Annotated in this window: 16 protein-coding genes and 1 other RNA gene; 16 read left to right on the top strand and 1 reads right to left on the bottom strand. The window is 49.0% G+C overall.

All coding sequences use genetic code 11. The annotated features are described in order from the left end of the window. Window positions 1-30 precede the first annotated feature (30 nt). A complete protein-coding gene (locus ACQKPA_RS31410) occupies window positions 31-456 on the top strand; it encodes a DUF1934 domain-containing protein (RefSeq protein ID WP_427496237.1) in 426 nt (141 codons plus the stop codon). Further along, complete coding sequence (gene argS, locus ACQKPA_RS31405; RefSeq protein WP_427496236.1) at window positions 453-2132, top strand: arginine--tRNA ligase; 1680 nt, start codon at window positions 453-455, stop codon at window positions 2130-2132. Before ACQKPA_RS31410 ends, argS begins: the two co-directional genes overlap by 4 nt. Before the next feature lie 102 nt (window positions 2133-2234). Here the strand turns inward: argS and ACQKPA_RS31400 are convergent, their stop codons facing one another. Next, entirely contained in the window at window positions 2235-3383 is a 1149-nt protein-coding gene (locus ACQKPA_RS31400; RefSeq protein ID WP_427496235.1) for a S8 family peptidase, read from the bottom strand. Window positions 3384-3749: 366 nt separating this feature from the next. On the opposite strand from ACQKPA_RS31400, the gene rpoE reads away from it, so the two are divergent. The 14 genes from rpoE to ACQKPA_RS31330 all read left to right on the top strand — a co-directional run bounded on the left by rpoE (window position 3750) and on the right by ACQKPA_RS31330 (window position 17258). Continuing rightward, the gene (rpoE, locus tag ACQKPA_RS31395) at window positions 3750-4316 is read left to right on the top strand and encodes a DNA-directed RNA polymerase subunit delta (RefSeq protein WP_427496234.1); all 567 of its coding nucleotides are present in this window, start codon (window positions 3750-3752) and stop codon (window positions 4314-4316) included. Between the two features lie 698 nt (window positions 4317-5014). Continuing rightward, a complete protein-coding gene (locus tag ACQKPA_RS31390) occupies window positions 5015-6616 on the top strand; it encodes a CTP synthase (protein WP_071221150.1) in 1602 nt (533 codons plus the stop codon). A gap of 272 nt (window positions 6617-6888) precedes the next feature. Continuing rightward, window positions 6889-7281, top strand: coding sequence for a response regulator (locus ACQKPA_RS31385; RefSeq protein ID WP_071222332.1), 393 nt, complete (start codon window positions 6889-6891; stop codon window positions 7279-7281). A 174-nt stretch (window positions 7282-7455) separates the two neighbouring features. Further along, window positions 7456-8310, top strand: coding sequence for a class II fructose-1,6-bisphosphate aldolase (gene fba / locus ACQKPA_RS31380; protein WP_071222333.1), 855 nt, complete (start codon window positions 7456-7458; stop codon window positions 8308-8310). 314 nt (window positions 8311-8624) lie between these two features. Further along, a complete protein-coding gene (locus ACQKPA_RS31375; RefSeq protein WP_427496233.1) occupies window positions 8625-9884 on the top strand; it encodes a UDP-N-acetylglucosamine 1-carboxyvinyltransferase in 1260 nt (419 codons plus the stop codon). A 152-nt stretch (window positions 9885-10036) separates the two neighbouring features. Further along, window positions 10037-11365, top strand: coding sequence for a transcription termination factor Rho (gene rho, locus ACQKPA_RS31370; protein WP_071222335.1), 1329 nt, complete (start codon window positions 10037-10039; stop codon window positions 11363-11365). A gap of 32 nt (window positions 11366-11397) precedes the next feature. After that, the gene (locus ACQKPA_RS31365) at window positions 11398-12675 is read left to right on the top strand and encodes a radical SAM protein (protein ID WP_071222336.1); all 1278 of its coding nucleotides are present in this window, start codon (window positions 11398-11400) and stop codon (window positions 12673-12675) included. 177 nt (window positions 12676-12852) lie between these two features. After that, a complete protein-coding gene (gene rpmE / locus ACQKPA_RS31360) occupies window positions 12853-13050 on the top strand; it encodes a 50S ribosomal protein L31 (RefSeq protein WP_006207505.1) in 198 nt (65 codons plus the stop codon). A gap of 117 nt (window positions 13051-13167) precedes the next feature. Beyond that, window positions 13168-13434: signal recognition particle sRNA large type (gene ffs, locus ACQKPA_RS31355), an RNA gene on the top strand. Window positions 13435-13729: 295 nt separating this feature from the next. After that, window positions 13730-15445, top strand: coding sequence for a DNA polymerase III subunit gamma/tau (gene dnaX / locus ACQKPA_RS31350; protein ID WP_427496232.1), 1716 nt, complete (start codon window positions 13730-13732; stop codon window positions 15443-15445). Window positions 15446-15485: 40 nt separating this feature from the next. Further along, window positions 15486-15797: a YbaB/EbfC family nucleoid-associated protein gene (locus ACQKPA_RS31345; protein WP_009595540.1), complete on the top strand. Its 312-nt coding sequence runs from the start codon at window positions 15486-15488 to the stop codon at window positions 15795-15797. A gap of 25 nt (window positions 15798-15822) precedes the next feature. Beyond that, window positions 15823-16422, top strand: a complete 600-nt coding sequence (gene recR, locus ACQKPA_RS31340) for a recombination mediator RecR (RefSeq protein ID WP_427496231.1) — start codon at window positions 15823-15825, stop codon at window positions 16420-16422. Between the two features lie 229 nt (window positions 16423-16651). Beyond that, entirely contained in the window at window positions 16652-16942 is a 291-nt protein-coding gene (locus ACQKPA_RS31335; protein ID WP_071222339.1) for a DUF2508 family protein, read from the top strand. Between the two features lie 46 nt (window positions 16943-16988). Beyond that, complete coding sequence (locus tag ACQKPA_RS31330; RefSeq protein ID WP_071222340.1) at window positions 16989-17258, top strand: pro-sigmaK processing inhibitor BofA family protein; 270 nt, start codon at window positions 16989-16991, stop codon at window positions 17256-17258. The last annotated feature ends 375 nt before the right edge of the window (window positions 17259-17633 follow it).

Raw genomic sequence — 17633 nt, 5'->3', positions numbered from 1 at the left:
ATACAATAGGTAAGGAAAAGAGGAGCGAATATGAACGACCGAAAACAAGTGAGCATCCGTCTTCAAAGCCTTCACGAAGGGGAGAATACGATACAGGAGCTTCCGGCAGAGGCGTTTATCAAAGGGAATGTCCTGTATGTTCGCTATACCGAACCAGCGCTTGGACCGCATCAAGGGGAAACCCGGGCCATGCTCAAGCTGACGGAGGACGAGCTGAAGCTGATCCGTCACGGCGAGGTGGAGTCCGAGCAGGCATTTAAGCTGGGTCAGCGATTGCCTGGGTATTACCGCTCCCCGTACACTTCATTTAATCTGTCTACGCACACCCAGCGTCTGGAGCTTGCGCTTGAAGGCGTGTCCGGACGAGCGGCTTGGGCGTATGATCTATATGTGTTTGACGAGTTTTCGGGACACTTTTCTATCAGTTTGACTATTCAGGAGGAACATGAATCATGACAATGAATCCATTAGATCACATTAACGGGCTGGTTGCAGAAGCGGTGGCGGACGCTGCCGTAGCTGCAGGGCTGGTTTCCCGTGAGGAATTGCAAGGCATTACGCTTGAAGTTCCCAAGGATAAGTCGCATGGCGACTTGGCTACGAACGTAGCGATGCAGTTGACACGAATCGCCAAGAAGAACCCGCGACAAATTGCGGAGGCTATCCTGGAACATCTGGACATGGCGAAGGCTTCCATTGAAAAAGCAGAAATAGCCGGGCCAGGATTCATTAACTTTACCTTGGACAAGGGCTACCTCTATCCGATCGTTGCGTTGGTAGAAGAACAGGGCGACAACTACGGGCGAATTGCTACGGGAGAGGGGCAAAAGGTTCAGATGGAGTTTGTCAGCGCCAATCCCACGGGAAGTCTGCATCTGGGACATGCCCGCGGAGCGGCGGTAGGCGATGCCCTCTGCAATGTGCTTGATTTTGCAGGCTACGAAGTGACGCGCGAATACTACATCAATGATGCAGGCAACCAGGTGGTCAATCTGATAAAATCCCTCGAAGCCCGTTATCTGCAGGAGCTCGGACAGGATGCCGAAATGCCGGAAGATGGATACCATGGCGAAGATATCAAAGGGTTTGCCAAAGAGCTTGTAGCCGAGAAGGGCGACTCTTTGCTGTCCATGGATCCAGGCGAGAGAGCGGCATTCCTTCGCCAGTTTGGACTTGAGAAGGAACTGGATAAAATCAAACGCGATTTGAATCGATTCCGCGTTCATTTTGACGAATGGTTTAGTGAGACATCCCTGTACGAGAACGGACTCGTGGAGAAATCCCTGGAAGAGCTGAAATCGAAGGGCGAAGCTTATGAGAAGGATGGGGCAACCTGGCTTCGTACCACCGACTATGGGGATGACAAAGACCGCGTCCTCGTGAAGAATGACGGAACCTATACTTACCTGACGCCGGATATTGCTTACCATCGCAATAAATACGAGCGCGGCTACGACAAGATCCTCAATATTTGGGGAGCCGATCACCATGGTTACATTCCGCGGATGAAGGCAGCTATGGAGGCGCTGGGCAATGATCCGGACAAACTGATTGTATTGATCGCCCAGATGGTCAGCCTGTTCCAGGATGGCGAGAAAGTGAAAATGTCCAAGCGTACCGGTAAAGCGGTCACGATGGAAGACCTGATGGATGAGGTCGGCGTAGACGCAATCCGCTATTTCTTCACTATGCGCAGCATGGATTCGCATCTGGATTTCGATATGGATCTGGCGGTGTCTACGTCCAATGAGAATCCGGTCTTCTATGTGCAGTATGCTCACGCACGTATCTGCAGCGTATTCCGCCAAGCGGAGGAGCAGGGCGTTAATCTCCTGCCGCTTTCGGAAGTGAACCTGAGCGTTCTGACAACCGAGCATGAATACGACATTTTGCGCAAAATAGGAGAGCTTCCGCAGGAAGTGTCGCTTGCTGCAGAGAACTATGCTCCGCACCGACTTATCCGGTATGTATACGAGCTGGCCTCCTTGTTCCACAGCTACTATCGAGCTGAGCGCGTGATTACGGAGGATACGGATCAAACGCAGGCTCGCCTGGCTTTGCTTCGAGCTGTTCGTACGGTCATTGCTAACGTGCTTCGCCTGATGGGCGTATCGGCGCCGGAACGGATGTAAGGAGCCTTAATTTGAATATGTGACAGCAGCCGTCTTTCCGTGGAAAGGCGGCTGTTTTTAATTTGTAAACGGGCTTTCTTTTCTAACTGCTGAAGAATCAGTCTATAATTTCATGCCCTCGCGCAAAAATTTCAAGGCATTTACCTCTCCATCGGAGACGCTGTATCCTTTTTTAAGCTTAAGGGGAGAGGAGGTGCGTCGCAGCAGGGCCTTAATGGTAGCCGTTTTTTTCAGGTCAGGCTTTTGCGCAAGCAGCAGAGCGATCGCTCCGCTGACGTGCGAAGTCGCCATAGAGGTGCCGCTCATCTCGTGGTATTTTCCTTGCAGCCAAGCGGACACGATTTTATCTCCAGGCGCATAAATATCGACAAATTGCCCGCGATTGCTAAAGGCAGGGATCTTCCGGTTGCGGTCGGTAGCTCCGACGGATATGGTTTGAGGATAACGGGCAGGATAGTCCGCGGTACGGCGTTTGCCGTCATTGCCGGAGGAGGCTACAATAATGACGCCTGCTTGGTTGGCCTTGCCCACAATATCCAGCAGCGTACGGCTTCGGGTCTGCATACCGAAACTCATATTAATGATATCGATCTCGGCCCGCACGCACCAGTCGATGGCCAGAATGATATCCGACACAAAGGCGGATCCGTTGTGATCAAAGGCTTTGACTGGATACACCACAGATCTTGGAGCAACGCCAATCATGCCCTGCGTACTGTTCGCAGCAGCGATGGTACCCGAAATATGTGTTCCGTGTCCGTTGTCATCATATGGCGGTATGTTCCGGTGGACGAGATTAATCCCTCGAGTCAGCGAATACTTCAGATCGGGGTGAGCGAAATCCACCCCCGTGTCGATAACCGCAATCTTCATGCGGTGTCCTGTCGAGATCGACCAGGCTTGAGGGGCTTTGATTTGCTTGATACCCCATGGGATCCCGGTTAGCGTTCCAATTGTCCCTTGTATGGCTTGGATATGAACCTGGTCATCCTCTTCTACCATCAGTTCATTCCGGAACTCCGCTTCAAACTTCGCGGTTTGGGGAGCTGGAGCGATGATGGTTTGGGTAAGCGGCGAATAGCTGACTGAACTCGGGAAACGCCTTTTCCCGACAAGTCGTATCCATTCGCGGATACATTCCTGGTACAGCTGAGGGTCATGAAACGTGAGGAGCCGCCGGTTCATTTCCCGGACGTTCCGCATAGGGTTCGTCTCTGTAAGTAGTGATTGCATGATCCGGGTGTAATCCATATGTGGCAATCTCCCTTCTCGATGAACCGTTGCTTCAGTATTGTATGAACCGGGGAGAGTGCCCGAATGGGATGTTGCCCTTTTTCCGGGAAATAGGCCCTGTTTACCGTGTCAAAGGAGCAGGGCTAACATAAGATACATGGAGAGAACATCAAGGTTCTCTTATCTAATCCCGTAAGGAGTCGATCCTTGGGGCGGATACAGTCAGAAGACGGAGACAATTGTCTCCGTCTTTTTCCTTTTGGTATCTGATGGGTAATGGCGCAGAAAAACTTGATTTTTATTTCCAAATAGGTTTTACTTAGTTTTGATAATGGATATGTTGAGGGTATAACGTGAAGATTGTGTGAGAGGAAGTGTGCGTTAGTGAGTAATCCGCTCAATTTAAAGATCGATCCGGAGAAGATTCAGGAAATCCCAATGGTTGACCTGGCTTTTATGGTTCTGAAGGCGGCGAATACGCCGTATTATTACCGTGACCTTATGAATGAGGTGGCCAAGCTTCGCGGCTTTACGGAACAGGAAATTAACGAAACGATTGCCCAGTTATATACCGAGATCAATATAGACGGACGTTTCGCATGTGTAGGAACGAATCTGTGGGGACTAAAGCGCTGGTATCCGCTGGAGAAGTCCGAAGATCCGATTGCGAACGCCAAGCGTCCGCGGATCATCAACGATGAAGATGATGATGACGATGACTTCACCGATGAAGAGGATACTTATAGCGGTGACGATGTCGAGGAGGATTTCGACAGTATCGATGAAGATGATGATGATCACGACGATCTCTTCCCGGATGATGACGATGCCGATGATGAAGTAGACGAAGAGGTTGTTCTGGATGATGACGAATTGGATGACGAGGATTCCGAATCCGATGAGGAAGATGATCTGGAAGATGAAGCATTTGAGGAAGACGATAAGGATTAATCCCACATGCAGCAGGGACTTTCGTACTTGTCTGCGCTGATTATGACTGTGTTTTACAGTGTCAGCCGATTGGGGAATTTTGAGGTTGCTTCTTCTCTTGACAAGCAGACAAGGCACAGAGTAAACTATTGCTTGGGCTTATGATTGTGGATTAAATATGTTTAATATAAAAGTGCCCCGTTATTTATTCGGGGTCACTTTTTTTGTTTTTAAGGCTCAGAAAGTGTAAACGACGCTAGCTTCTGGGCCTAATAACGCAAGAGAAACTACCTTATCAAAAGCGGTCTGTCTTCTGGAAGTTTGTCGATAGACATTTTTTCTTTGGACTGTGGAGGCATCCTTCCTGTAGGGACTGGACTTTCATGGTCTCTTGCAGTGAGTATTCCGCCGGTGGGGGAAATCCGCTGTTAAACCTTATGTTCACAGACTCAGGTTTGCAGTTTTCTAAGATGAGGTATGGAAACCGCTCGTCTTGATGCCTCATAACGCATGGCGTGTTAAGCAGCTCGACATGATACGAGGATCATTTAAGCGTCAATATATGCGGTTTGTAATAGGTCGGAGGTCAGCTCGCTCACCATTTTTGGAAGCGAGCGATGCTTTTTTGTTGGTCCCTCTGATGAATCAGGGGAAAACGGGTTAGGATAAACATCATATGTCGCCTGAAGTTATGGAGATTATATAGGAGGGTTTTTACAGTGACAAAGTATATTTTTGTAACAGGCGGGGTCGTGTCATCTCTTGGTAAGGGAATTACCGCCGCTTCGCTCGGTAGATTGCTTAAGAACAGAGGGCTCAAGGTAACGATTCAGAAATTCGATCCGTACATTAATATAGATCCGGGCACCATGAGTCCTTACCAGCATGGCGAAGTATTCGTTACGGACGACGGTGCGGAAACCGACCTGGACCTGGGACACTATGAGCGCTTCATCGATATTAACCTGTCGAAGAACAGCAATGTGACAACAGGGAAAGTATACTCTTCTGTTATCAGCAAGGAACGTCGGGGAGAATATTTGGGCGGTACCGTGCAGGTGATTCCTCATATTACGAACGAGATCAAGGAGCGCGTGTTCCGTGCAGGCCGTGAAGCGGGTTCGGATGTGGTTATTACCGAGATCGGCGGAACGGTCGGCGATATCGAAAGTCTTCCTTTCCTTGAGGCGATCCGTCAAATTAAGAGCGACGTTGGCCGTGAGAACGTAATGTATATTCATGTAACCCTCATTCCATATATTAAGGCAGCCGGTGAAGTGAAAACGAAGCCGACCCAGCATAGTGTAAAAGAACTCCGCAGTATCGGCATTCAGCCGAATGTTATCGTATGCCGTACGGAGCATGAGCTTTCAACCGAGATGAAAGCAAAAATCGCGCTCTTCTGCGATATCGATCCTAACGCGGTTGTAGAATGTCGCGATGCCTCCTCGCTGTATGAGGTACCGCTGAATTTGCGTGAAGAAGGTCTTGATGAAATTGTTGTCAATCATTTGAAATTGACTACCCCTGCGCCGGATATGAGCGAGTGGGAGGATCTGGTGGAGCGTGTATCCAAGCTGGAGAAGACCGTTGAGATTGCAATCGTTGGTAAGTATGTCGCACTGCACGATGCTTATCTAAGTGTTGTTGAATCCCTGTCTCATGCAGGCTTTGATGCTAATGCTGACGTGAAGATCCGCTGGGTGAATGCCGAAGAGATTACGGCAGACAACGTGGAAGAGGCGTTGAGTGGCATTGGTGGTATCCTTGTACCTGGTGGATTTGGAGATCGGGGTATCGAAGGTAAGATCAGTGCGATTCGTTATGCCCGCGAACGCAACATTCCATTCTTCGGCATTTGTCTTGGGATGCAAGTGTCCGTTATTGAATATGCCCGTTCGATTGTTGGTCTGAACGGCGCGAACAGCTCGGAAATTGATCCGGCTACCGAATATCCAGTCATCGACCTGCTGCCGGAGCAGAAGGATATCGAGGATCTTGGCGGAACGATGCGTCTGGGTCTGTATCCATGTAAGCTGGTTCCAGGATCGCTTGCAGAGTCCTGCTACCAGGACGAGCTGGTATATGAAAGACATCGCCACCGGTATGAGTTCAACAACCAATACCGCGAAGATATTGAAAAAGCAGGTCTGCGCATATCCGGTACTTCTCCGGATGGACGTCTGGTTGAAATTGTAGAGCTGCCAGGACACCCTTGGTTCCTCGCCGTGCAATTCCATCCGGAATTCACTTCCCGACCGAACCGTCCGCAGCCGCTGTTCCGTGAATTTGTAAAAGCCTCGATCCAGCATCAGGCATAATGAGAAGAGCCTCTTTTGAAGAGGCTCTTTTTTGCGTAGAAATCCATTATCATAATGACGTAGAGGGCAAGCTAACGTTCAGAGCGGATGTCCGGAGCTGTCGATTTCGTATACAACAAATTCGTACATCTTTTTTTCTTACTTTTTTTAGGTTAGGAAGGAATTCGACATCTACAGGCGAATACAAATAATGGTCGGTTTATGGGAAAGTTAGGAACTTTCGAGTTTGCATATACTCATTGTACGATTTAAGTATCGGGGAGGTTGAAGGGATGAGCAAGGAAAGCAAACACAAAGTGCTGATTGTGGATGACCAGAATGGTATCCGCATCCTGCTTGTGGAAGTGTTCAGCAGTGAAGGATATGAGACGTTTCAAGCGGCAAACGGCAAGGCCGCACTTGAAATTGTGAAGATGCATGCCCCGGATTTGGTGCTGCTGGATATGAAAATTCCTGGAATGGACGGGCTTGAGATTTTGAAGCATATAAAACAGATGAATCCGGACATTAAGGTGATCATGATGACAGCCTATGGAGAGCTTGACATGATCAAAGAAGCAACCGATCTTGGTGCGTTGATGCATTTTACCAAACCCTTTGATATTGACGAGATGCGTCAAGCCGTCAATATGCAGCTGAAAGGGACCGCCAGTAATATCGGTTGAATGATGAATTCTGCTCAAAGGGCGGAATTCTTTTTTTTGCCAGAATGTGAGGTCCTTCGCAGCATTTTAGGAAATGCTTGTTTAGTATTTATGACGCGATGTGGTATAATAAGTCCGTATGTTATATCGGCTAAAAACCATAGACAAACTAAGCATCTATAGGAGGATGAAACCATGCCATTAGTATCAATGACAGACATGCTGAACAAAGCACTTGAAGGTAAATATGCTGTTGGTCAATACAACATCAACAACCTGGAGTGGACATATGCGATTCTTGAAGCGGCTGAGCAAGAGAAATCACCGGTAATTCTTGGTGTTTCCGAAGGGGCAGCTCGTTATATGGGTGGATTCAGCACCGTCGTACACATGGTAAAAGGTTTGATGGAGGACCTGAAAGTTACAGTTCCTGTTGCCATTCACCTTGACCACGGTTCAAGTGTTGAGAAATGTAAAGAAGCAATCGACGCAGGATTCACTTCGGTTATGATCGATGATTCCCACAGCCCGATTGATACGAATATTGCAACAACGAAACAAGTCGTTGAGTATGCTCATGCTAAAGGCGTTTCCGTTGAAGCTGAAGTCGGTATGGTCGGCGGACAAGAAGATGATGTTATCGGAGACGTAATGTACGCGAAGCTTGACGATTGCGTTCGCATCGTGAACGAAACAGGCATCGACACATTGGCACCTGCGCTTGGTTCTGTTCATGGTCCTTACAAAGGCGAACCAAACCTTGGTTTCAAAGAGATGGAAGAGATTCGCAATGCTGTGAAACTTCCGTTGGTGCTTCATGGTGGTACAGGCATTCCGACGCATGACATCAAGAAAGCTATCTCCTTGGGTACTTCCAAAATCAACGTGAACACCGAGAACCAAATCTCGTTCTCTAAAGTTGTTCGTGAAGTGCTTGCTGCTAAACCGGAAGCTTACGATCCGCGCACATTCCTGAAACCAGGCCGTGAGGCAATCAAGGAAACCGTTGTTGGCAAAATCCGTGAGTTTGGTTCCAACAATCAAGCTTAATTATTTATAGTTAAGTGGCTTGTAGTCCTAGTGGCTACGACATGACGATTGGAATCACCTAAGATATTTAGGCTGTCTTATGCTGCATACAATGAAATGGAAAGCACACCGCGTAGCCGGTGTTTTTCCATTTCATTTATTAAGATATCAAAGTACAAGCGGGTTGTGAGCTTCACAACCGGATCATCGAGAACAAAAAGAAACGCTAAATGCGGTCTGTCATCCTTAAGGAACGTCGATAAGACGTTTTTCTTGTATGACGGCCATCAGAACCATTTCCGGCTGCGAAGTGATGTAGGGGGACCCGAAAGCTTATGGAAAAATTGATGATCAGCGGTGGACGCCCACTGCGAGGTACTGTAACAATCAGTGGTGCCAAGAACAGCGCGATTGCGTTAATTCCCGCCGCAATTCTGGCGGAATCGGAAGTCGTACTTGATAATTTGCCGCTTCTCAGCGATGTGGCTGTTTATGCTGAGATCTTGGAAGAATTGGGCGGGCAAGTTTCATGGGAAGGCAATCAGATGAGAATTGACCCTTCTGATATCAAATCTATTCCGATGCCTAACGGACCCGTTAAGAAACTGCGCGCGTCCTACTATATGATGGGCGCCATGCTTGGAAGATTTAAAGAAGCCGTGATCGGCCTGCCGGGCGGCTGTAATTTCGAACCTCGTCCCATCGACCAGCACATTAAGGGTTTTGAAGCGTTAGGCGCAACCGTCACCAATGAACACGGTTCGATTCATCTGCATGCTAAAGAGCTGCGAGGCGCGAAGATCTATCTGGATGTGAGCAGTGTTGGTGCAACGATTAATATTATGCTGGCGGCTGCTAAGGCCAAAGGCTCCACAATTATTGAAAATGCGGCGAAAGAGCCTGAAATTATAGATGTTGCAACACTTTTGAATTCCATGGGAGCTGTCATTAAGGGCGCCGGAACGGAAACGATCCGGATTGAAGGCGTAACCGAGATGCATGGCTGCCGCCATTCCATTATTCCAGACCGGATTCAGGCCGGTACATATATGATTGCTGCCGCAGCTACTCGCGGTGATGTTCTGATTGACAACGTCATCCCGAAACACCTTGAAGCCCTAACGGCCAAGTTGATCGAGATGGGTGTTGGTATTGAGGAGCTGGACGAAAGCATCCGCGTGATCGGTAAGGACCGATATCAGCACGTGGACGTGAAGGCGCTTATATATCCTGGATTTGCAACGGATTTGCAATCACCGATGACCAGCCTGCTTACCCAAGCGGAAGGCGTCAGTGTCCTTAGTGATTTTGTATATAGCAACCGATTTAAACATGTTCCGGAGTTAGTTCGCATGGGTGCCAAGATCCGCGTGGAAGGACGCTCGGCCATTATAGAGGGTGGTCCGCTGAACGCAGCCAAGGTCAAAGCGACCGACCTGCGCGCAGGCGCGGCTCTTGTGATTGCGGGACTAACCGTACCCGAAGGGGTGACGGAGGTAAGCGGCGTAGAATTCATTGATCGCGGCTATGACCATCTGGTATCCAATCTGCGCTTGCTGGGTGCCGACGTATGGCGTGAGACCGAGGAAGAATGATTTTTTACCAAAATGAGGGAAATGTGTGGTTGAAACTGCATATCTCCCTCAGATTTGGGTAATGCTCCTAGTAAAGCTCTCATAGAATAATAGACTACATGACAGCAGGGTCTGCTGTGACAGAAACAAATAATTGAATAGGTGGTTATTGAATGGATTTACAAATAGCCGATTTGGAAGGCATGAAGCTGACGGATCTGTATAAGCTGGCCAAAAAGTATCAGATTCCTTATTATGGCCAGTTGAAGAAAAAAGAATTGATATTTGCCATTCTCCGGGCGCAGGCCGAACAGAGCGGCTTGATGTTCATGGAGGGCGTACTCGAGATTTTGCCGGAAGGTTACGGTTTTCTTAGACCGATCAACTATTTGCCGAGCACGGAGGACATCTACATTTCGGCCTCCCAGATTCGCAAATTTGATTTACGGACCGGAGATTTGGTTTCGGGCAAATGCCGGACACCTAAAGAGAACGAACGTTACTTCGGGCTGCTGCAGGTCAACGCCGTGAATGGTGAGAATCCTGCCGTCGCAGCGGAACGATTGCACTTCCCAGCCTTGACTCCTCTATATCCGCAAGAAAAGCTTGTTCTTGAAACATCCCCTAATCAGTTGTCAACCCGAATTATGGATCTGCTTGCACCTGTAGGTTTAGGACAACGCGGTTTGATCGTAGCACCGCCAAAAGCAGGGAAAACGCTCCTCTTAAAAGAAATCGCCAACAGCATCTCAACTAACAATCCAGAGATTGAACTGTTTGTTTTACTCATCGATGAACGGCCTGAAGAAGTGACGGATATGCAGCGTTCCGTTAAGGGCGAGGTGGTTGCTTCTACTTTTGACGAGCTTCCGGAGAACCATATTAAAGTGGCGGAACTGGTATTGTCCCGTGCCTTGCGGCTGGTGGAGCATAAGAAGGACGTTGTTATATTGCTGGACAGCATCACCCGTCTTGCGCGTGCATATAACCTGGTCATCCCTCCGTCCGGCAGAACCCTGAGCGGCGGTATTGATCCTGCTGCGTTCCATCGTCCGAAACGCTTCTTCGGTTCGGCGCGTAACGTGGAGGAAGGCGGAAGCTTGACGATTCTGGCTACAGCCTTGGTTGAAACCGGATCGCGAATGGATGATATTATTTATGAGGAATTTAAAGGTACGGGCAATATGGAGTTGCACTTGGACCGCCGCTTTGCGGAACGCCGTATTTTCCCGGCGATCGACATTCGTCGCTCCGGTACCCGGCGTGAAGAGGTGCTCTTGAACAAGGATGAACTGGATACCATTTGGGCGATCCGTAAAAATATGAATGACTCTGCTGACTTCGTGGAAGGATTCCTCAAAAAAATGCGTGACAGCAAGAATAATGCGGAGTTCTTGGCATCATTTGATGTGAATGCCAATAACGGGAGCGGGACCGGGACTCAGAGCCAGACAGCCAGACGCCCGTCGCGTGCATCTGCAGCGACGGCACCTCAGAGCTAAGCCTGAATCAACCCGGAGAATAGGAGATCAACATGTATTTGGTTTATGCAGATGAGCAAGGGAACGTATATGATCATTCCGAGCTGTTCGGGCTTGCCCGAAGCGGTGATATGATCGTTGAAATATTGGATGATGAATTGATACCTCTGCCGGAGGGAGCTACACTGGTCGGGCTGCCGAGCACCCGAGCGATCGGGATGGATCCGGAGACCGGTGAAATGATGCCGCTTGAGGATGGGTATACCGCTGTCGGAGCGCTTTTGCCGCAAGGCTATACCCGCTTGTGCCTGCCAGGGTACGTGAAGTCGGACAAGGAATATAAGCTGCCGCTATTTGGTTACTCGGCGGTGGTATGGAAGGATGGCGCCTTCTATACGACGGCGCGTTTATCCGATGACCCCGAGAAGTGGAACCCTGTGAACTGCGATCTGAACGATCTTGAGCTTGGGGTTAAGACGCTGAAGGAGAAATATCCGGAGAATCGGCTCTATGAGCATCTGTCTAACTGTGCATTAGGATATGAATGCCTGACGGCATCCAACACCTTCCTGAATCGCTGGGAAGGCGCTGTTCCCGTATCTTACTCCTGCAATGCCGGTTGCTTCGGTTGTATATCGGAACAGCCGGATGACAGCGGCTTTGTCGCGCCGCAGACCCGCATGAACTTCCGTCCGAGAGTGGATGAGCTGGTGCAGGTCATGCTGGAGCATCTGAAGACGCCGGAATCGATCATCAGCTTTGGACAAGGTTGTGAGGGAGAACCCTCCACGCAGGCGAAAATCATTATAGAAGCCATGAGAGAAGTTCGGGCGCAGACTGATATGGGCTACATCAATATTAATACCAATGCGGGACTGACCGATTTTATCCGCGGCATCGTGGATGCCGGCCTTGATCTGATGAGGGTCAGCACGATCAGTGCATTGGATGATCATTATAACGCATACTACAAGCCAAGGGGCTATACGCTGGCCAATGTAGAGAAATCCCTTCGTTATGCAACCGATCAAGGCGTGTATACATCCATCAACTATCTGATCTTCCCGGGCGTGACCGATCGCGAGGAAGAGCTGGAGGCCATGATTGAGTTTGCCCGCCGCACGGGCCTCAAGTTAATCCAGCTCCGTAATCTCAATATTGACCCTGAGAGCTATCTCGAGCTTATTCCGCCTGCGCAAGGCGAGATTCTGGGGATGAAGCAGGCTATTGAGATTATGCAGGAGGAGCTGCCGGATGTGGTGATTGGCTCCTATACGCATGTGCCGCCTGCGGGACAGGCAAGACCGAAGAAGAGACCTTCGATTATCTAGCAGAATCGTGCTGGCATTGCTTGTGTTAAAATCAGGTTAAAATTCCAGTTGTGGACTTGTCTGATGATTTGTGTATGGGCTATTGCGCATTCAATATGCTCGTGATATACTCCATTTATGTGTCCATATAACTCTGGGTCCGCATGAGGCTCAGGGCGGAAAGAGGTGAAAGCTACAATGAAACAAGATATTCAACCGAAATATCACGTTACTACAGTTACTTGTGCTTGCGGTAATACGTTTGAGACAGGTTCTGTAAAACCAGATCTTCGTGTAGAGATTTGCTCGAACTGTCATCCGTTCTTCACAGGTAAACAGAAATTCCTGGATGCTGGCGGTCGTGTTGATAGATTCAAGAAGAAATACGGTATCTAATAAACAAACCCTTCGCCCTTGTGGTCGAAGGGTTTTTGTCTGTTTACAGGGCTGGTGGTATATGCAACTTCTTCCGTCGGTTGCTTTTTTGATAGCCATGCGATATACTAAAGTTCGCCGTGCTAGACGGGGAGGTAGCGGTGCCCTGTAACTCGCAATCCGCTGTAGCGAGGTTGAATTCCTGTTAGAGGTATTGTCGATGTGAGGCTGGTCCCTGCGCTCAACGTTGACGGTTGGGTCCTCCGCAATGAGCACTTGTGAACCTGGTCAGGTCCGGAAGGAAGCAGCCATAAGCAAGATCGCTTTTGTGCCGGAGGGGTGCCTAGCCCGAGTTGTTGCTCAGGATTGCCGCTCGGATCGCAATTATCAATAACAGGTGCACGGTATACATATCTGCACATAACACCTTTGCCATATTGGCAAGGGTGTTTTTTGTCGAGATGGCTATACACTTAAGCTAATCCTTCATGTGTACTTTGGATAAAGTTTTCCAAGTAAACGTTTTGCTAAGGCAGGGGAAAGTAGTATAGAATGTAGTATAATATAACCGTTAAACTCACGCCTTTTGGGCTGGGATTGACCATGAATGCAACAGTAAAAGCACGCGAGGATCGGGCTTAGTATAAACCTTAGGTTTTCTCGATCTCGTGAAGTGGAAGTTGAAAGAGGGTAAAGCACAGTGGAACATATCGCGTTATATCGTGCTTGGCGACCACAGTCGTTCGGCGACATGGTGGGCCAGCAGCATATTATCCAGACCCTGCAGAATGCCATTCGCGAGCAGCGGGTTTCCCATGCCTACCTGTTCAGCGGTCCACGGGGTACGGGCAAGACCAGTGCCGCTAAAATTTTGGCCAAAGCCGTGAACTGCGAGCATGGTCCGGCTGAGGAACCCTGCAATGAATGCGAGGCCTGCCGGCGTATAACGTCCGGAGCCGTCATGGATGTTCAGGAGATCGATGCTGCATCCAACCGCGGCGTTGAGGAAATCCGTGATTTGCGGGAGAAAGTCAAATACGCACCGACCGAGGTGCGGCGCAAGGTTTATATTATCGATGAAGTACACATGCTGACGACGGAAGCGTTCAATGCCTTATTGAAAACGCTGGAGGAACCGCCGGCACACGTGATGTTTATACTAGCGACAACAGAGCCGCACAGGCTTCCGGCAACGATCATCTCACGCTGTCAACGGTTTGACTTCCGGAGGGTTTCCTTGGACGAACAAACCGGGCGTCTGGAGCAGATTTGCGGAGAAGAAGGCATTACGGCAGAGCATGAAGCGCTGCAGTATATCGCACGTCTGTCGGATGGCGGTATGCGGGATGCGCTGAGCATTCTGGATCAGATTGCTTCCTTTACCGGAGGTACGGTATCTTACCAGCAGGTCATGGACATGACGGGCGGCATTGCCTCGGAGCAGTTTGGCCGTCTGGCCAGTGCCGTGAAACAGGGGGATGCCGGGCTTGTGCTGCAGATCGTGGAGCAATTCATGCAGGAGGGAAAAAGTGCAGATAAATGCATGGAGAATCTCCTGTATTATTTCCGCGATTTGCTCATGATCAAGATGGTTCCAGGCGCTGACAAGCTGACCGATCGGGTTTTGAATCCGGCAGAGTTTCAGGAGATGGCAAATGCCTTCAGCCGAGATGAACTATTTCAAATGATTGATACGCTGAACCGGTATCAAAGTGAGATGAAATACGCCTCGCAGCCGCAAACTCTGTTTGAGGTAGCGTTGCTTAAGCTCTCCGGTATAACCCAATCTGCGGGCGGGGCCGCAGCTGCCCATAGTACGGCCGATGCTGGTGAACTCGCTCAGCTGAAGCAGCACGTAGCTGCACTTGAGAAAAAGCTGGAGCGACTGATACAAAACGGTGTCCCTGCATCAGGTCAACGTGAACCGGCCAAGTCTGCTCGTACACCTGCACCGAAAGCAGCTTCAACAGCCAAGATTCCGCAGCATATGGATCAGTATGTATCCTGCCGGACCGGAGAGGATTATACAGCTGTACATCGGCAGTGGGCCCAAATTCTGCAGAACGTGAAAGAGGAGAAGGTAACGGTCCACGCATGGCTGATGGATGGTGAGCCCGTATCCGTATGGGAAGACAAGGTTCTTGTCGCTTTTAAAAACAACATCCACCGCGAAACCACGGAGAAACCTGCCAATAAACAGGTGATTGAAGGGGTTCTTGAGTCAACGCTTGGCAAGCCGTATCATCTGGTTACCATGATGCTTCGTGATTGGAGTGACGCGGTAGAAGGAGTTGGCAAGCCTCAGGCAGAAGAACTTAAGCTTGAGCACGAAGAAGCGGAGGCCGGTGGGGAAAAACCATGGATTGATGAGGCGATCCAGTTGTTTGGAGAAGACCTCGTTGTCATAAAAGACTAGCGCGTCCCTACGTGCACCCTATTATAAGGAGAGATGAATCATGAATAATATGAACCAAATGATGAAGCAAGTGAAAAAGATGCAGGAGCAAATGCTCAAGGCTCAGGAAGAGCTCGCTACGAAAACCGTTGAAGGAACTTCCGGCGGTGGCGTGGTTACCGTGGAAGCGAATGGTCATAAACAAATTTTGTCCATCAACATCAAACCTGAGGCGGTTGATCCGGATGACGTGGAAATGCTGCAGGATCTGGTATTGACTGCGGTTAACGATGCTCTTGCCAAGGCTGAAGAAATCGCAAATGCTGATATGGGCAAATTCACAGGCGGCATGAAAATTCCGGGCTTGTTCTAATCTAACCTAGAAGGAGTAGTTACATTTGTACTATCCTGAACCGATCGCGAAGCTCATCGACGCCTTTACGCGACTGCCGGGTGTGGGGCCGAAGACGGCCGCCCGCCTGGCTTTTCATGTTCTAAACATGAAGGAAGATGACGTTATTGATTTTGCCAAAGCGCTAGTCAGTGTCAAAAGGAATCTGCATTACTGCTCGGTCTGCTGCAATATCACCGATACGGATCCATGCCGGGTATGTCAGGACAAAACCCGGGATGCTTCGACCATCTGCGTTGTTCAGGATGCGAAGGATCTCGTGGCTATGGAGCGTACAAAGGAATTCGAAGGCTACTATCATGTCCTCCATGGAGCCATATCTCCAATGGAGGGGATCGGACCGGATGAAATCCGTCTGAAGGAGCTGCTGACGCGTCTTAGCGACGAGAGAGTGAAAGAGCTGATTCTGGCCACGAATGCCAATATCGAGGGAGAGGCAACGGCGATGTACATATCGCGTCTGGTCCGCCCTTTTGATATTAAGGTGACCCGAATTGCCCATGGACTGCCTGTTGGCGGTGACTTGGAGTATGCAGATGAAGTGACTTTATCGAAGGCACTCGAAGGCCGAAGAGAACTGAACTGATATTTTGTGATTTTTTGCAACAACTGTTTGAGATATGAAAGCTATACGAGAACGAGCATCGGAAGCAATTCTGGTGGCTCGTTTTTTTGTTTGCTCACTTTAAGGTATAGGAAGCAGAGATTGAAAGAGTTATTTTGGTTCTAAGTTTGTCCCTCTCTCGATATGAATGTTACAGACGGTCTAATTAATGGCATTTATTTAACATTCATATTCATAGGGAGTGAACGGAATGAAGATATGGTGGAAGCAGTCCAGGAAAAAAGTAGAGGAAACGTATATCACTGCAGAGGATCAGGAACGGATGTGGCATGTCTTCCTGGACGTCCAGAGATCCCAAATGGAGTGGGAGCGGGCGCACTTGCTGTTTCAAGAGGCGACGGGACAGGATCAGATCGATTATGCGATCTATATGCTGGAGGCGGCGGAGCGCAAATACCAGATGAATCTCAAACAGGCCAAGCAGCTCAACCTGGATGGGGCAAGGATGCAATATATCGAGCAAAAAAGGGAGAATGGTTAAGCCAGGGCTGAGAGGATGTCTAATGACCATTGAAGGAGGAGTATCTATGAAAATGATTGTGCTAGGCGTGCTATGCATATCGCTCTTGCTGCTTATCTATGTAGTGTTTAGAAAGAAGCTCGGGCTGGGATGGTTAACCGTATTCGGCGCCCATCTTGCTCTCTCGGCAGTGGCTATCTATGTTGTGAATTTCTCCGGATTGGCGGCTGAAACGTATATTCCTCTGAATCCGATGACCATAGGAACCGTCATGGTTTTGGGCTTGCCGGGCGTGGCCCTTCTTGTTGGATTAAAAATAACGATATTAGGTAGTTGACGCAGACTTATATTCTATGATACATTAATGTTCGCCCGTTTGATTCCGGGTGATAGAGATTCACTGGTCAGGTAGAAAATTGGTTGAAAAAATAATCAAAAAAACCTCTTGACCAACAGCAAGCTAGTATGATATATTATAAAAGTCGCCGCTGAGATGCGGATGACAATAAAAAATGATTGATCTTTGAAAACTGAACAACGAGTGAGCAAGGATTTCACTAGTGAAATCCATTCGAAATCATCCTGTACAAGCCTTGGTTTGTCGGATGGTGGAGCATAAAGAGAATTGAACAAATTCTCGTCAGTTAAGAAATGAGCAAGTCAAACACTTTATTGGAGAGTTTGATCCTGGCTCAGGACGAACGCTGGCGGC

Source organism: Paenibacillus sp. NPDC093718 (assembly GCF_050279985.1).
Taxonomy (GTDB): domain Bacteria; phylum Bacillota; class Bacilli; order Paenibacillales; family Paenibacillaceae; genus Paenibacillus_AQ.
Note: the sequence above shows the minus strand (reverse complement) of the source record. Positions and strands in the feature narration are given on the sequence as shown.

What these genes read in the sequence shown, in the direction of transcription:
- ACQKPA_RS31410 (WP_427496237.1), top strand. Translation starts at nt 31, where the DNA reads ATGAACGACCGAAAACAAGTGAGCATCCGTCTTCAAAGCCTTCACGAA.
- argS (WP_427496236.1), top strand. Translation starts at nt 453, where the DNA reads ATGACAATGAATCCATTAGATCACATTAACGGGCTGGTTGCAGAAGCG.
- ACQKPA_RS31400 (WP_427496235.1), bottom strand. Translation starts at nt 3,383, where the DNA reads ATGGATTACACCCGGATCATGCAATCACTACTTACAGAGACGAACCCT.
- ACQKPA_RS31385 (WP_071222332.1), top strand. Translation starts at nt 6,889, where the DNA reads ATGAGCAAGGAAAGCAAACACAAAGTGCTGATTGTGGATGACCAGAAT.
- fba (WP_071222333.1), top strand. Translation starts at nt 7,456, where the DNA reads ATGCCATTAGTATCAATGACAGACATGCTGAACAAAGCACTTGAAGGT.
- ACQKPA_RS31375 (WP_427496233.1), top strand. Translation starts at nt 8,625, where the DNA reads ATGGAAAAATTGATGATCAGCGGTGGACGCCCACTGCGAGGTACTGTA.
- rho (WP_071222335.1), top strand. Translation starts at nt 10,037, where the DNA reads ATGGATTTACAAATAGCCGATTTGGAAGGCATGAAGCTGACGGATCTG.
- ACQKPA_RS31365 (WP_071222336.1), top strand. Translation starts at nt 11,398, where the DNA reads ATGTATTTGGTTTATGCAGATGAGCAAGGGAACGTATATGATCATTCC.
- rpmE (WP_006207505.1), top strand. Translation starts at nt 12,853, where the DNA reads ATGAAACAAGATATTCAACCGAAATATCACGTTACTACAGTTACTTGT.
- ACQKPA_RS31345 (WP_009595540.1), top strand. Translation starts at nt 15,486, where the DNA reads ATGAATAATATGAACCAAATGATGAAGCAAGTGAAAAAGATGCAGGAG.
- ACQKPA_RS31335 (WP_071222339.1), top strand. Translation starts at nt 16,652, where the DNA reads ATGAAGATATGGTGGAAGCAGTCCAGGAAAAAAGTAGAGGAAACGTAT.
- ACQKPA_RS31330 (WP_071222340.1), top strand. Translation starts at nt 16,989, where the DNA reads ATGAAAATGATTGTGCTAGGCGTGCTATGCATATCGCTCTTGCTGCTT.